Genomic DNA, 15,898 nt, shown 5'->3' on the forward strand with positions numbered 1-15,898 from the left:
CCGTGCAGATAAACACCCAAGCCTGAAGGAAAGTTAACTATTTCCTGCCGGCATAAGCCTTTTGGCGAATTCTCAGCAGATTTCCTCAATCAAGGAAGCTTTTTCTGACAGCAATATCGCATCAGACATGCGATAGCTGAAAGAACAGCCCCATCAGCGGGGTGTCCTGACAATCACTCATGCACTACAGGAAGCTGAATATGCACGAAAACACTGAATTCCGTCGAGAGGCCAACGCGTATTGTGGCGTAGAAAGTCGAAACCCTGCCAAGCCTCCCCGCTTCGTTGTGGTACCTGCGGGTATCGGATTCTTTCACATAACCGAGTACACCACCGGGCGGGTCAAAGGCTTTCGCCGTCAGCACACGGAAGCCTGCGCACTGGCGCGTGACCTTGAGCGCTGAAGGCGTGCGCTCAGCTGGCGTGGCGAGCCGCACCCACCCTGGCAGCCTTGTTCAACTGAGCCAGCCACGCGGCGCGGCATTCCTGAGCCTCGCTGCGGCTGGCAAAAGCGGTGCCTCGACGCTCGCCATTGACCAGCACCACCCAACATACTCGCTTGCCAAGTGCCTGCATCGATGCAGGCACACCAGAACCGATCATCACGGCTACATCGACCTTGCTATGCATGATTCCCTCCGGAACGTCATTAGCAAACTAACGATAGGGCCATGATAAAACCCGTTCCTCTCGGGAAAAAGCTATCGCCTGCATAGCAGTTTTACATCAGCCGCAACAAAACACTCAGCCCACAGCCGCCACCTGCGGCTTGTAACCCAGGCGAAAGCCGCCCCAATGACGCCCATGAACCTCAATGGGCACAGACAGATCATGCATCAGCTCACCGGTATCGCGGGTGTAGGTCTGCAGCAAAACAGCCTGTTGGTGGCTGCCACATCGAATGCCCGTCGGGTCATCGAACTTGCGCTTGCTGCGATTATGCGCAGTATCAACCGCTTCATCGCCGGTCAATGGCTGATTGAACGCTGCGTTGTGCGTTGGCACATAACCCTGTTGCGTGCAGGCAATGGCAAACACCAAGCCTTCGTGCTCCTTCAGCAAAGGCTCTTGGATGGCCGGCAGAACCTGGTCAGTGTACTGGTCAAAGCGCGTGCGATAACGCACGGGCCGAGTACCGGGGATCGCCTGATAGTGCCGATCAAACAGGTCATCCAGGCTGATACGGCCTTGTGCGACATCGGCCTCAAACTGCCTGGCCATTTTCTGCGCCCCCTCGCGCGCCAGGTCGTAGATGCGCTGGTGATACTCGTCCAGGCCGACCTCAGCCAAGCGTTCACTGATGCTCTCGGCCTGCCCTTCCATTTGCACCGCAGCCTTGGCCAGTTGCCGGGTCTGTTGGTCGCTGACCTGCAGATCACTACGCATTTGCTCGACAGCGCGGAACAGGCTGTCGAGTTGGGCCAGGTTGGTTTCTGTCCCTTGGGCAATCTCGCTGATCTGCTGCTCTACGCCCGCGGCCAGCCCGGCAATGCTGTCGAGTTGCTCACCGGTGTGCTCCACCTGATCGACCCCCGTGTGCAGGTCATCGGACAACTCACGAATCTGCTCCACGACCTGGGCCGTGCGTTGCTGGATATCAGCAACCATCAGCCCGACCTCTTCAGTCGCCGTTGCCGTTCGCCCGGCCAAGCCGCGCACCTCATCGGCAACGACCGCAAACCCGCGCCCATGCTCACCGGCGCGAGCAGCCTCGATAGCCGCATTCAGGGCCAGCAAGTTGGTCTGACTGGCAATGGTGTGAATCACCAGGGTCACCCGTGCAATGTCTTCGCTGCGTTGATGCAAGGCCTCGATCAACTCGCGACTCTCGCTGGCGCGGGCACTCAACTGATGCATCCGCTGGATCGACTCCGCAAGCACCGAACGCCCGGCAGCACTGCTCTGGTGTGCTTCACGGGCGGCAGCCAAGGCCTGCTGGCTGAGGTGCGAGGTCGCTTGCTCAGTATCGATCATGACGTGTGCGCTACTGACAATCTGAGCGGCTGAAGCAAGTTGCGATTGCAGCTTGCCGGCCAGTTGCTTCACAGAAAATGCCACACCCGCTGCCGACAAGGCGTTATGACTGGTAGTTCGCGAAAGATCACGGGTCAGCTCAGTGAGCGGATCGACTGCACGATGCACTTCATCCGGTTCGCGCCGGCGAAAACGCGGCAGCACCAGGGTCAACAAGGCCAGTGGCGCGCAGACATAGAACGACAGCCCGGCAAATGCCATCGCGGCCAACAGCACCAGCAGTACCAGACTTTGCAGCGCGACCCCCGCCCACCCCTGCCTGGCAATGGGTGAATGGCGCGGTGTTAGCATGGCCTCTGGCAGAGATCCTTCTCGCATCATGGTTCAAGCTCCATAGACACTGTCGTTTTTGTGACGCCATTAAACGCCACTATAAAGCCATTATCTATGCTTCCTTGGACCTAATACGACTGTGCTTGATACAGGACAAGAAACGCAAAGGCCCCGGGGTTTGATCCCTGGGGCCTTGAGCTACACCCGTGCTGACGTCAGATCTGACGCTGGTGCTTGTCGATCTGCTCGTGGCGTTCTTGCGCTTCGATGCAGTACTTGGTGGTCGGGCTGATAAGCAGACGCTTCAGGCCGATTGGCTCACCACTGTCATCGCACCAGCCGAAGCTTTCGTCGGCAATTCGGCCCAGTGCCATCTCCAGCTGTGGCAGCAGGCGCTGATCACGTTCGATGGCGTTGACCAGCCAATGGCGCTCTTCTTCGACCGAGGCAGCGTCGGCAGGATCGGCAGGCGAGTCCAGGCTTTCAATGGCTACACGGCTCTGTTCGATACGCTCCTGGGTTTCGATCTTCATCGACTGCAACAAGTCGGTGAAGAAGGCCAGTTGCTCGGCATTCATGTAGTCATCGGCCGGCATGGCCAGCAACTTTTCCTTTGTCATTGATTTCTCTATAAAAAATACGTGCATTAAGGCGAATCGGGTGCTGCTCGCGACGAGCGCGCTCAGCGGAATTCTTCAAGCACCATCCGGCACTCAATTTACAGGGGGCGGCAGTCTAAGGCCGAGATTCGTACTCAGCAACATAAAAGACAGTGGATGCACCCGAAAAAACCAAGGGTCATACTCACCTGATGGCCCGAGAGCGCAGGCTTTATAGCAAATAAAAGGGCTAGCCGGCGTACTGCAAGAGACAAACGGCAGCACCCGCCCCCGGCTCCCGGGAACCAACCGTTCAGATACTGTAACAATTTCTTGTGCATTCACGTGAATGCACACTACCCCAACAACTGACTCAACACCGCACGCAACTTGCCCGGTTTCACCGGTTTGCTCAACAACGGAGCCCCAAGGCGCTGCATCGCCAGACGGCTCTGATCGCTACGATCAGCAGTGATCATCACCGCGGCAATCGGCCGCCCAAAGTGCGCCCGCAGGTCCATGACCACATCACAGCCTGTTATTCCGTGGTCGAGGTGGTAGTCCGCCAGGATCAGCTCCGGCTCACGCCCCTGCAGCACCTCCAGCGCACTCTCACGGTCTGTAGCAGTCAGCACCTCACACCCCCACTGGCCAAGCAACGAGGCCATGCTCTGGAGAATGCTCAGCTCGTTGTCCAGCACCAGCAAACGGCGCCCCGGCAATGGATTGCCGATACTGGGTTGCGGCAACACGGCTGCCGCCGGTGGGCGTGGCAAATCGTGGGTCAGCGGTACATCAATGCTGAACACCGAGCCGCGCCCCGGCCAGGAACGCACACGCACCTGGCAGTCGAGTATGCGTGCAATACGCTCGACAATCGCCAACCCCAGGCCAACCCCCTTGCGATCAGCCGCACGACCAACGTCGAGCTGATTGAACTCCAGAAAAATCGACTCCAGGCGATCGGCGGCAATCCCCCTACCGCTATCCCACACCTCAAGTCGCAGGTAATGACCACATCGCCTGGCCCCCAACAACACACGTCCGTTCTCGGTGTATCGGCATGCATTGCTGAGGAAGTTGCGCAGGATCCGCGTCAACAAGCGCAAATCGGTATGAATCACCCGCTGACCGCTACGCACCCGCAAGCTCAGCCCTGCCGCCTCCGCTACCGGCTGGAACTCCGACGCCAATGGGGCCAACACCTCATCGAGGCTATACAGGTCAAGGTCCGGCTTGATCGCGGCCTGGTCCAGCCGGGAGATATCGAGCAAATCGGTAAGCAGGTCTTCGGCGCCTTCCAGCGCCTGATGAGCGCGTTCGACCAACACCTGCTCGGGGGCCGGTAGCGGTCGCTCACGCAAGGTAGAAATCAGCAGCCGCGCCGCATTCAATGGTTGCAACAGGTCATGGCTGGCCGCAGCCAGATACTTGTCCTTGCTACGGTTGGCGGCCTGGGCCGCATCGCGAGCCTCAATCAATTCATTGGTACGCTCGGTGACGCGCTGCTCCAGTTCATCGTTGAGCTGTTGCATGCGCTCTTGAGCCTGCTTGCGCTCGGTAATATCGGCAACAAAGCCTTCCACCAGGCCCTCTTCATCCGGTCGTCGCAGCAGGTTCATCAGCACGTCGATACTGCTGCCATCACGGCGACGCAACTGTGTCTCATAGCCCAACAAGGCGCCGTCGCGCTGCAACACCTGGGTAATTTGCAACAGCTCCGTCGGCCCACCGACAAACAAATGCCCTCCCAGATCCCTGCGGGCAAACAACACGGCCTGAGGGTCCGAGTAACCCAGCATACGTGCCAATGCCGGGTTCGCGGCACGCAGGCCATCGTCCAGGCTGGCCTGAAAAATCCCGTGTACCGCGTGCTCGAACAGCCACTTGTAACGATTGCGCTCGGCCTCCAGCTCCTCCAGCCGCACGGCCAACTCCGGGTAGTGGCTCTTGCGAACGGTGTGGTTGCTCAGCCCTAACAGCCCGGCAAGGGCATCGGCCCGAGGTTCAGAGGGCCTCGCCATACACCACCTCGACATCACGCAAGCTCGAGGCACGCGGGTTGGTCAGAATGCATGGATCATCCATGGCATGCTGCGACAGGAACGGGATATCCGACAGGCCAACACCGTGCAGGCCAAGGGTTTCATGGAAGCCCACCGCATGCTTGAGGGCAATCAGGTGCTCAACCAGCCGCTGGCGAATCTGGTTATGGTTCAAACCGCGGCAATCAATACCGAGGGTCTCGGCGATCACCTTGAAACGCTCGGGGGCGGCGCTGTAGTTGAAGGCCACGACGTGCTCAACCAACACCGCATTGCACAAGCCATGCGGCAGGTCGAGAAAACCGCCCAGGCTATGGGACATGGCATGTACCGCCCCCAGGATGGCGTTGGAAAACGCCAACCCGGCCTGCATGCTGCCCAACATGATCTTCTCGCGCAGGGCGATATCGCCGGGATTGGCAATCATCTGCACCAGGTGGCCGTTGATCAGGCGCATCGCTTCCAGGGCATGGGGATCGGTCAGCGGCCCGTGGCCGGTAGAGACAAAAGCCTCGATGGCATGCACCAACGCATCGATACCGGTGCAGGCGGAAAGGAATGGGTCCATGCTCAGGGTGGTTTCCGGGTCGATCAACGACACATCCGGCACCACTGCCTTGCTGACGATGGAGAATTTCATCCGTTCTTGCTGGTTGGAAATGATCACGAACTGCGAGACATCCGCCGAGGTGCCGGCCGTGGTCGGGATCAGGATCAGCGGCGGGCTCGGCACGCGAATGGTATCGACCCCTTCAAACTCCAGAATATGCCGCCCATGCGCGACCACGATGCCGATGCCCTTGGCGCAATCCATCGGGCTACCGCCACCGACGGCGACAATCACATCGCACTGCTCACTGCGGTAACGCTCAGCGCCGGCCATGACCTCCTCGACCCGAGGATTGGGCGACACGTCACTGTACAGGCAGTACTCGATGCCTTGCTCACGCAGGCTGGCTTCGATATCAGCCACCCACCCCGCCACGATCACCCCAGGGTCGCTGACCAGCAACACCTTGCGTGCGCCAAAGGTCTTGGCGTAGTTGGCCACATGGTGCCGACAGCCGGCGCCGAAGATGATTTCCGGGGAGACGAATTTACGCAACTGGCTCAGGTTCGGGCTCATGCAACGCCTTCTTGTTTTTTTTAAGATAGCGCCAGCCTAAAGCATCGGACCGGGATTGCAATCAGACCGTCAAGGTCGTCGAAGATAAGCCGCGCCGGTCACTGCAACCAGTGACCGGCGGGAGAAGGATCAACGGTTGGCGAAGTACATCGTCACTTCAAAACCAATACGCAGATCAGTGAACGCAGGCTTTTTCCACATAGCTCGATCCTCTTCTAGCACCACAGGATTGCGGTGATTTCATTAAACACTTGCCCTGCAAACCACGCCTCCTACTTTGGGAGCAAATGGCGCAGCGCTTTGGTGCCATACCCTCAACAAGCCCTTCAGATACAACGGGCACACGCGAGCGCCCTGCCAAGGGCAGATCCCGTCAAGCGAGCATTGAGTGGAGCACAAAAAAGCAGCCGCTGAACACTGACAGAAATGCCAGGTATCCAGCGGCTGAAAGGGACGTGAATTAGAAGAAGCCCAGCGGATTGATGTCGTAGCTCACCAGCAGGTTCTTGGTCTGCTGGTAATGGTCGAGCATCATTTTGTGGGTTTCACGGCCAACGCCAGACTTCTTGTACCCACCAAATGCGGCATGGGCCGGGTACAGGTGGTAGCAGTTGGTCCACACGCGACCGGCCTTGATCGCGCGGCCCATGCGGTAGGCACGGTTGATGTCACGGGTCCAGACGCCAGCACCAAGGCCAAACTCGGTGTCGTTGGCAATCGCCAGGGCTTCGGCCTCGTCCTTGAAGGTGGTCACACCAACGACAGGGCCGAAGATTTCTTCCTGGAACACCCGCATGCCATTGTGCCCCTTGAGCAGGGTCGGCTGGATGTAATAGCCCTGGGACAAATCACCGGCCAGACGCTCGCGGTCACCACCGGTGAGCACCTCGGCGCCTTCTTCGCGGGCGACCTGCATGTAGGAGAGGATCTTTTCGTACTGCTGTTCTGAAGCCTGGGCCCCGACCATGGTTTCGGTGTCCAGCGGATTGCCGCGTTTGATCTGGCCGATCTTCTTCATCACCGCGGCCATGAAGGGCTCGTAGATCGACTCCTGAACCAGCGCCCGCGATGGGCAGGTACAGACTTCACCCTGGTTGAAGAACGCCAGCACCAGGCCTTCGGCAGCCTTTTCGATGAATGCAGGTTCGGCCTGCATGATGTCCTCGAAGAAAATGTTCGGCGATTTGCCACCCAACTCCACTGTAGACGGAATGATGTTTTCGGCAGCACATTTGAGGATGTGCGAGCCCACAGGAGTGGAACCAGTGAAGGCGATCTTGGCGATGCGCTTGCTGGTGGCCAGGGCCTCACCCGCTTCACGGCCAAACCCCTGAACGATGTTCAACACGCCCGGTGGCAACAGGTCGCCAACCAGCTCGGCCAGCACTGTAATCGACAGCGGCGTCTGCTCAGCAGGCTTGAGTACGATGCAGTTACCGGCGGCCAGCGCTGGCGCGAGCTTCCAGGCCGCCATCAGCAGCGGAAAGTTCCACGGGATGATCTGCCCGACCACACCCAGCGGCTCGTGGAAATGGTAAGCCGTCGTGGTGTCATTGATCTCGGCGGCGCCTCCCTCCTGAGCACGGATACAGCCGGCAAAGTAACGGAAATGGTCAGCGGCCAAGGGTACGTCGGCATTCAGGGTTTCACGGATGGCCTTGCCATTGTCCCAGGTTTCGCTGATGGCCAGCACTTCCAGGTGCTGCTCGATACGGTCGGCAATCTGCAGCAGAATCCGCGAGCGGTCCTGCACCGAGGTTCGCCCCCAGGCATCGGCAGCGGCATGGGCCGCGTCCAGGGCACGGTCGATGTCGGCCGCATTGGAGCGCGGAAACTCCGCAATCAGTTGGCCATTGACCGGCGAGCTGTTGCTGAAGTACTGGCCGCTCAACGGCGCAACGAACTCACCGCCGATGTAGTTGCCATAACGGGGCTTGAAACTGACAAGGGCATCTGGGGTGCCGGGTGCTGCGTAAATCATGCGCAAACCTCTGCTGATCGAGGCCTGCCGAAGGGCAGGCAGTGGTTCGATCTTAGCCAGCAGGTCGATAGCCGCGAATGAGCCGTTGGCAGCGGGCGGCTCATTATTTGGTAGTAGGTCTGGGAGGCGTCGTAGCACCTTGGCAAGGCCTGGCTCCCACCGCCCAATGTGTGCGGGAGCAGGCCTTGCCGGCGAGCAGGTGCCTTAACGGTCCTTGAACTGTGCTTCGCGCTTGGCGATAAAGGCCGCCATGCCTTCTTTCTGGTCTTCAGTGGCGAAGGCCGCATGGAACACGCGACGCTCGAAGCGCACACCTTCGGTGAGGTTGACTTCAAAGGCGCGGTTGACGCTTTCCTTGACCATCATGGTCATCGGGATCGATTTGCTGGCGATCACGGCAGCGACCTTCAGCGCTTCGTCGAGCAACTCCGCCTGAGGTACGACACGGGCAACCAGCCCCGCACGCTCGGCCTCTTCAGCGCCCATCAGGCGACCGGTCAGGCACAGTTCCATAGCCTTGGCCTTGCCTACGGCGCGCGTCAGGCGCTGAGTACCGCCCATGCCCGGCAGCACACCCAGGTTGATTTCCGGCTGGCCGAACTTGGCGTTGTCAGCGGCAAGGATGAAGTCGCACATCATCGCCAATTCACAACCGCCACCCAAGGCGAAACCGGAGACGGCAGCAATGATCGGCTTGCGGCGATTGGCGATACGGTCAGCGTCGCTGAACAGGTCATCGACGTAGATCTGCGGGTAACGCAGGTCGGCCATTTCCTTGATATCGGCACCGGCAGCAAAGGCCTTCTGGGAGCCGGTAAGCACCACGCAGCCGATGTTCGGGTCGCGTTCGAGCTGGTCCAGCGCCTGGTTGATCTCACTCACGATCTGCGCGTTCAGGGCATTGAGCGCCTGCGGCCGATTGAGGGTGATCAGACCGACCTTGTCACGGATGTCCAACAGGATGGTTTCGTACGTCATGCAAACGGCTCCCTTCAAAGATTGCGCGCAATGACCATGCGCTGAATGTCGCTGGTGCCTTCGTAGATCTGGCAAACCCGCACATCGCGGTAGATCCGCTCCAGCGGGAAGTCGCTCAGATAGCCATAACCGCCCAGGGTCTGCAAGGCATCGGAGCAGACCTTCTCGGCCATTTCCGAAGCAAACAGCTTGGCCATCGAGGCTTCCACCAGCGCCGGACGCCCTGCATCACGCAAGGCTGCGGCATGATGCACCATCTGCCGCGCCACGGCGATGCGCGTTGCCATATCGGCCAGACGGAACGCGACAGCCTGATGCTCGATCAATGGCTTGCCGAAGCTTTGCCGCTCGCGGGCATAATCGCGAGCCACTTCAAACGCTGCGCGGGCCATACCCACCGATTGTGCGGCAATGCCGATGCGCCCGCCCTCCAGGTTCGCCAGCGCAATCTTGTAGCCTTCGCCCTCCTCGCCGAGGCGGTTGGCCACCGGCACGCGGACGTCATCGAAAACGATCTGGCAGGTGTCGGAGGCATGCTGGCCCAGCTTGTCTTCGACCCTGGCGACTTGGTAGCCCGGTGAATCCGTCGGCACGATGAAAGCGCTGATGCCGCGCTTGCCGGCTGCCGGATCCGTCACGGCAAACACGATCACCACACCGGCATTTTGCCCGGAGGTGATGAACTGCTTGCAGCCATTCAGTACGTAATGATCGCCATCACGGCGGGCGCGGGTTTTCAGGCTGCTGGCATCGGAACCGGCCTGCGGCTCGGTCAGGGCGAACGCACCGAGCATGGCGCCACTGGCCAGCGGGGTAAGGAACTGGGCTTTCTGCTGGTCATTGCCAAACTTGAGGATCGGCACACAGCCCACCGAGTTGTGCACGCTCATGATGGTCGAGCAGGCGCCATCACCGGCAGCGATTTCCTCAAGGGCCATGGCGTAAGCCAGGTAACCGGTGTCACAACCGCCCCACTGCTCCGGCACCAGCATGCCGAAGAAGCCCAGCTCAGCCATTTCGACCATGGCTTCTTTCGGGAAGCGGTGCTCACGGTCCCACTGTTCGGCAAAGGGCCGCAGACGTTCTTGGGCAAACTGCCGGGCGGCGTCGCTGATCTGCTGTTGTTCGTCATTCACTAACATGGTGGACCTCAATACAGGCATTCAACGGCCATGGCCGTGGCTTCACCGCCGCCGATGCAGATCGCCGCCACACCTCGGCGCAGGCCTTTCTGACGCAGGGCCGAGAGCAGCGTGACGAGAATCCGCGCACCCGACGCACCGATCGGATGGCCAAGGGCGCAAGCGCCACCGTGGACATTGACCTTGTCATGGGGCAATTCGAGCGCTTGCATGGCGGCCAGGGTAACCACGGCAAAGGCTTCGTTGATTTCGAACAGATCGACTTCGCCGAGGTTCCAGCCGGTGCGCTTCATCAGCTTTTCGATGGCGCCAATCGGTGCAACCGGGAACAGCGATGGCGTGTCAGCGAACGCTGCGTGACCATGGATCACTGCCAGCGGCTTGAGGCCACGTTGCTCAGCCTGGGAACGGCGCATCAGCACCAGCGCGGCTGCGCCGTCGGAGATCGAACTGGAGTTGGCCGCCGTTACGGTACCACCGTCACGAAAGGCCGGTTTGAGTTGCGGGATCTTGTCCAGGCGCGCCTTGGGCGGCTGTTCGTCATCACTGATCAGACGCTGTTCCTTGCCCACGGTGACTTCGACCGGAACGATCTCGGCGGCGAAGCTGCCGTCCTTGATCGCCTGCTGGGCGCGGGTCAGCGAGGCAATGGCAAAATCGTCCTGGGCTTTGCGACTGAAGCCATTCTTCTCGGCGCAATCCTCAGCGAAGGTGCCCATCAAGCGGCCCTTGTCGTAGGCATCTTCCAGGCCATCGAAGAACATGTGATCGATGATCTTGCCGTGCCCCATGCGATAACCGCTGCGGGCCTTGTCCAGCAGGTACGGCGCGTTGGACATGCTTTCCATGCCACCGGCCACCACCACATCGGCGCTGCCGGCCAGCAGCAGGTCATGGGCCATGATCGCGGCCTGCATGCCCGAACCACACATTTTGTTCAGGGTTGTACAGGTAGTGCCCTTGTCCAGGCCTGCACCGAGGGCTGCCTGACGGGCCGGCGCCTGACCAAGACCGGCAGGCAATACACAGCCGAACAGCACCTGCTCGACGCTATCGCTGGCAATACCAGCGCGCTCTACGGCCGCACGGATGGCTGCAGCACCGAGTTGCGGGGCCGTCAGGCTTTTCAGGTCACCCTGCAGCCCACCCATGGGGGTACGCACGGCGCTGACAATGACAATTGGATCGTTGGCGAGGGTCATGATGGTTACTCTCTGATTACTTGGCAGCCATGCGCAGCGCACCGTCAAGACGGATCACTTCGCCGTTGAGCATGCTGTTCTCGATAATGTGACGGGCCAGCGCCGCGTATTCCTGCGGACGACCCAGGCGTGGCGGATACGGCACACCTGCAGCCAGCGAATCACGCACTTCCTGAGGCATGCCCGCCATCATTGGGGTCTCGAAGATGCCTGGGGCGATGGTCATCACGCGGATACCAAACCGCGCCAGTTCACGAGCCGCCGGCAACGTCAGGCTGGCGATGGCGCCCTTGGAGGCAGCATAGGCTGCCTGGCCGATCTGGCCGTCATAGGCGGCGATGGATGCGGTGTTGATGATCACTCCGCGTTCACCCTCGGCACCGGCCTCGGTTTCAGCCATGGCCGCCGCGACCAAACGCAGCAAATTGAAGCTGCCAACCAGGTTAATGTTAATCACCCGACTGAAGCTGTCCAGGCCGTGCGGGCCCTGCTTGCCGAGGATCTTCTCGGCACCGACCACCCCGGCGCAGTTGACCAGACCATGGATGCTACCAAAGGCTTCGACTGCGGCATCCACAGCAGCCTTGGCGGCGGCTTCCTGGCTGATATCGGCAACCGCGTAACGCGCCTTGGGGCCAAGGGCCTGCGCCTTGGCCGCTACAGCTTCGGCATTGAGGTCGACCAGCATGACCTGGGCACCGGCCTCGATGAGCATTTCGGCGGTGGCCGCGCCCAGCCCGGAGGCCGCGCCGCTGACGATGAAGTTTTTATTGGCAATGTGCATGTTCGGGTTCCTCAGGCGCTGGCAGTCTGACCCAGCGCGGCTTGTTGTTTGGCGATTTCCTGATTGCGCAGGATGAAGCGCTGCAGCTTGCCGCTCGGGGTTTTCGGCAGCTCGCTGACAAATTCGATTTCACGTGGGTAGGCATGTGCATACAGGCGTTGGCGCACGTGCTGGCGCAGGGTTTCGGCCAGTTCGGGGCTGGCGCTGTGGCCATTCCCCAGCACCACGAACGCCTTGACCAGCTCAGTGCGCTCCGGGTCGGGTTTGCCGATCACCGCGGCCTCGACCACCGAAGGGTGCTCGATCAAGGCGCTCTCGACGTCGAACGGTCCAACCCGGTAGCCGGAGGTGGTGATCACGTCGTCACTGCGGCCGACGAAGCTGATGCTGCCGTCGTCGTTCAACTCGACGGTGTCGCCACTCAGGTAGTACTTGCCGACAAAGGCCTTGGTTGGCAGGCCGTGATAACCCGCGAACCAGCACAGTGGTGACTGCTCACGGTCCACGGCGAGAATGCCTGGCTGCCCGGCCGGCAGTTCACGCTGCTGCTCATCCAGCACGACAATGCGATGCCCTGGAACGGCAAAACCTGCGGCGCCCATATGCACCTTGTGCGCGAGGCCATGGTGATTGCACAGGACCATGCCCAGCTCGGTCTGGCCATAGTGGTCATGGATAGGCACATTCAACTGCTCGGCGAACCAGCGGATCACTTCTGGGTTGAGCGGCTCCCCAGCGCTACTGACCACCCGCAGGCAACCCTTGATCGGCGCCGAAAAGTCCTCACCGGCAGCAATCAACATACGGTAGGCGGTCGGCGAACCGGCGAGGTTGGTAATGCCGTATTTCTTGATCACCTTGCAGGTGCTTTCAACGCTGAACGGGCCATCGAAGAAGGTCGTCGCGTGGCCCAGCGACAGCGGGCCGGTAACCGCATAGTAGAGCCCGTAAGCCCAACCCGGGTCGGCCAGGTTCCAGAAAGCGTCTTCCGGGCGCAGGTCGATGGCGTCGCGCATGTACCCCTGGAACGCGACGATCGCGCGCAGCGGCACTTCCAGCGGCTTGGCCGGGCCGGTGGTGCCGGAGGTGAACATCAGCAGAAACGGTGCGTCGGCGCTCAGCAGCACAGGCTCGCATTCACTGGCCGCAGCATTGAGTTCGGTATGGAAGTCGAGGTCGCCGGAGTCGGCCTGGGCGAGCACCGAGATAATCCGCGGGCAACCCTCGACGTCATCGAGCTTGCTGCGGTTGTTGCGGTCGGTGATCACCACCTTGGCACCGGAGCTTTCCAGTCGGTGCTCGATCGCCTTGGGGCCAAATGCGGTGAACAGCGGCTGGTACACCGCACCCAGACGCCAGGTACCGAGTATCGTCACCAGCAGTTCTACGGTACGTGGCAACAAACCCGCCACACGGTCGCCGGGGCCTACACCCTGAGCCTTGAGCACGTTGGCAAACCGCGCGGCGCGGGCCTGCAGATCGGCAAAACTGTAGTGCGTGCTGTTACCGTCACGGTCTTCGCAGTTCAACGCAATACGCCCGTCCTGGGCATGTCGGTCACAGCACTCAACACAGGCGTTGAGCGCCTCAAGGTTACCTGCAAGGGCCTCGTCGGCGGCCTGCTGATAGTTGAAGCTGCTCGCAGCCACGCTGTATTCACGCATCACCAGACTCCTCGTTTCTTATTTTTGGAATAAACGAATGATCTGTTGATAGTCGCGCTGGTCACTGCCTGCGGCAATGGTCAAAGCGCGCAATCTGGATGACTGGTTTGGCCACTCAGTCGGTCGGCAGAAGAATCAGGCTGCGGTAGTGCCCCGGGTTACTGCCGGTCCATTTGCGGAATGCCTTGTAGAACGAGCTGGTATCGGCAAACCCCAGGCGCGCGGCAATGTCAGCAAAACTGACGTCGGCTTCGGCCAACCAGGTGATCGCCAGTTCCCGGCGCACACTGTCTTTCAAGCCCTGATAGGTCTGCCCTTCATCGGCCAAGCGCCGCCGTAACGTCGAGGCGGAAATGCACAGGCGCTGGGCCAAGGCTTCGGTCTCGGGCCAGGCCGCAGCGGGCAGCGCGCGCAGGTCGTGGCGAATACGCCGCGCCAGGCTGGCCGGGTCGCGGTACTTGACCAGGATGTTGGCGGGCGCTTCGGCCAGAAAACGCTGCAACTCATCGACGCTGCGCCTGACGGGAAGATCAAGGCACTCGGCCGCAAAGATCATCCGCGTGCGCGGGCGACCGAACTGCAGGTTCTCGGAAAACATCACCCGGTAGTCGTCGCAGAAGTCCGGCTCGGTACAGCGCAGTTCGATGGCCAGGATCGGAATACGCCGCCCTGCCAGCCAGCAGGCGACACCATGAACAATCATCCAGAAGGTGAAGTAGGTAAACGCCCGACGAGGTGCATCTTCAGGTTCGCCGACCACGATTTCGGCCAGGCTCTGCTGGCGCACCAACACCGGTTGCAGGTGCTCCAGCATCAATGACAGGAAGCTCAGCGCCGACTCCAGCGCGGCGCCCAGCGTGGGCTGCGCCATGGAAGAACGGCACAAAAATGCCAGGCTGCCGCTGCGCAAGCCGCGCGGGTCCATGCAAAAAAACTCATCGTGACAACGTCGCGCCAACAGCCGCCATAGCTGCGCATAGGCACTGGCCGGCACGCGGGCATCGAGCTGGCCCAACTGCTGCGGATCGATACCGACCCGTTTGAGTACCTCGCTCGTGGCGCTGCCTGCTGCACAACTCTGCAACAGGGCTTCACGCACCAGTTGCATGGAGATCGTGTCTTTCTCCGTCATCGCTTGTACTTCACCTTCCCTTGAGGTTGCCGGTCGACATCTTAGAGCTCCGCCAGCGAAAACGCTCGTTTCAGCCCTGCTGTGCCAGGTCCAGAAATGCCCGTATCAGCCGTAGCTCACGGCGTCGTTCCAGACAACCCAGCATATGCTGGTTGATCAGCCCCGGGCCGGCAATCGGCCGGGCCACAACACGCGGGTCGTGGCTGACTTCGACCGAGGCGACAATGCCGATACCCAGCTCTGCCGCCACGGCTTCGGTCACTGCTTCGCGGCTATCCAGTTCCAGCAGGACCCTGGGCTGCACCTGCGCTTCGCTGCACGCCTGATCGAAGGTGCGCCGGGTAATCGAACTGGGCTCGCGCAGCACCATGATCTGTTTATCCAACTGATCAATGGGCAACTGCGCGGTACTGGCAGCCCATTCATGCCCGGCCGGAATCAGTGCACAGATATGCGACGGCCCAAGGCTCTGCAAATACAGCCCCTTGCGCGGTTCCACCTCGGTCAGTACCGCCACATCGGCATGTTCGGACAACAACGCCGCAAGGGTTTCCTGAGCATTGCCCAGCCGCAGGTTCACCGTGATGCCCGGGTAGCGGGCGCGCAATTGCGCGAGCATCGGCATGACCCGGTGCGGGCCGTCTGCGGCCACTTCCAGGCGCCCGGTCAGCAACTGCCGGTTAGCTTCAAGCATCGCCTGGGCCTCTTCAGCCAGGCTGAACATGGCACGGGTGATCGCTGCCAGGCGGGTGCCCTCCTCGGTCAGTTCCACCCGGCGCGCCGTACGGCGCAACAAGGTGATCTGGTAATGCTCTTCAAGTGCCTTGATATGCCCGGTGACCGCTGGCTGGCTGATGAACAAGCGATTGGCGGCCCGGGTAAAACTGCCTTCACGGGCCACGGCATCAAAGGCGCGGAGCTGGAACAGGTTCATCAGT

General features: G+C 60.7%; 15 protein-coding genes. 1 reads left to right on the forward strand and 14 read right to left on the reverse strand.

Annotated elements, in window-relative coordinates; all coding sequences use genetic code 11:
- Positions 1-200: 200 nt before the first annotated feature.
- Positions 201-404, forward strand: a complete 204-nt coding sequence (locus AB7M23_RS21570) for a hypothetical protein (RefSeq protein WP_099775316.1) — start codon at positions 201-203, stop codon at positions 402-404.
- A gap of 10 nt (positions 405-414) precedes the next feature.
- Here the strand turns inward: AB7M23_RS21570 and AB7M23_RS21575 are convergent, their stop codons facing one another.
- The 14 genes from AB7M23_RS21575 to AB7M23_RS21640 all read right to left on the reverse strand — a co-directional run bounded on the left by AB7M23_RS21575 (position 415) and on the right by AB7M23_RS21640 (position 15,894).
- A complete protein-coding gene (locus AB7M23_RS21575; protein WP_330523791.1) occupies positions 415-630 on the reverse strand; it encodes a hypothetical protein in 216 nt (71 codons plus the stop codon).
- 114 nt (positions 631-744) lie between these two features.
- Positions 745-2,355, reverse strand: coding sequence for a methyl-accepting chemotaxis protein (locus AB7M23_RS21580; RefSeq protein ID WP_454241989.1), 1,611 nt, complete (start codon positions 2,353-2,355; stop codon positions 745-747).
- A gap of 167 nt (positions 2,356-2,522) precedes the next feature.
- A complete protein-coding gene (locus AB7M23_RS21585; RefSeq protein WP_065759913.1) occupies positions 2,523-2,927 on the reverse strand; it encodes a TraR/DksA family transcriptional regulator in 405 nt (134 codons plus the stop codon).
- A gap of 335 nt (positions 2,928-3,262) precedes the next feature.
- The gene (locus AB7M23_RS21590; RefSeq protein WP_454241990.1) at positions 3,263-4,930 is read right to left on the reverse strand and encodes a PAS domain-containing hybrid sensor histidine kinase/response regulator; all 1,668 of its coding nucleotides are present in this window, start codon (positions 4,928-4,930) and stop codon (positions 3,263-3,265) included.
- Entirely contained in the window at positions 4,914-6,077 is a 1,164-nt protein-coding gene (gene ercA / locus AB7M23_RS21595) for an alcohol dehydrogenase-like regulatory protein ErcA (RefSeq protein WP_065759911.1), read from the reverse strand. The genes AB7M23_RS21590 and ercA overlap by 17 nt, the downstream gene beginning before the upstream one ends.
- A 129-nt stretch (positions 6,078-6,206) precedes the next feature.
- Positions 6,207-6,278, reverse strand: coding sequence for a pyrroloquinoline quinone precursor peptide PqqA (gene pqqA / locus AB7M23_RS21600; protein WP_009394664.1), 72 nt, complete (start codon positions 6,276-6,278; stop codon positions 6,207-6,209).
- 259 nt (positions 6,279-6,537) lie between these two features.
- Positions 6,538-8,058: an acetaldehyde dehydrogenase ExaC gene (gene exaC / locus AB7M23_RS21605; RefSeq protein ID WP_065759935.1), complete on the reverse strand. Its 1,521-nt coding sequence runs from the start codon at positions 8,056-8,058 to the stop codon at positions 6,538-6,540.
- Between the two features lie 204 nt (positions 8,059-8,262).
- A complete protein-coding gene (locus AB7M23_RS21610; RefSeq protein WP_065759910.1) occupies positions 8,263-9,036 on the reverse strand; it encodes an enoyl-CoA hydratase in 774 nt (257 codons plus the stop codon).
- A 14-nt stretch (positions 9,037-9,050) separates the two neighbouring features.
- Positions 9,051-10,178 (reverse strand): acyl-CoA dehydrogenase, encoded by a 1,128-nt coding sequence (locus AB7M23_RS21615; RefSeq protein WP_065759909.1) that lies wholly within the window; start codon positions 10,176-10,178, stop codon positions 9,051-9,053.
- A gap of 8 nt (positions 10,179-10,186) precedes the next feature.
- Positions 10,187-11,380, reverse strand: coding sequence for an acetyl-CoA C-acyltransferase (locus tag AB7M23_RS21620; RefSeq protein ID WP_330523788.1), 1,194 nt, complete (start codon positions 11,378-11,380; stop codon positions 10,187-10,189).
- A gap of 16 nt (positions 11,381-11,396) precedes the next feature.
- Positions 11,397-12,164 carry an SDR family NAD(P)-dependent oxidoreductase gene (locus tag AB7M23_RS21625; protein WP_454241991.1) on the reverse strand — a complete coding sequence of 256 codons (768 nt, stop codon included), beginning with the start codon at positions 12,162-12,164 and terminating at the stop codon, positions 11,397-11,399.
- A gap of 11 nt (positions 12,165-12,175) precedes the next feature.
- Entirely contained in the window at positions 12,176-13,828 is a 1,653-nt protein-coding gene (locus AB7M23_RS21630; protein WP_454241992.1) for an acyl-CoA synthetase, read from the reverse strand.
- Positions 13,829-13,943: 115 nt separating this feature from the next.
- The gene (locus AB7M23_RS21635) at positions 13,944-14,960 is read right to left on the reverse strand and encodes an AraC family transcriptional regulator (protein ID WP_065759905.1); all 1,017 of its coding nucleotides are present in this window, start codon (positions 14,958-14,960) and stop codon (positions 13,944-13,946) included.
- 70 nt (positions 14,961-15,030) lie between these two features.
- A complete protein-coding gene (locus AB7M23_RS21640; RefSeq protein WP_065759904.1) occupies positions 15,031-15,894 on the reverse strand; it encodes a LysR substrate-binding domain-containing protein in 864 nt (287 codons plus the stop codon).
- Positions 15,895-15,898: the final 4 nt, after the last annotated feature.

Source organism: Pseudomonas sp. HLS-6 TE3448 (assembly GCF_053629555.1).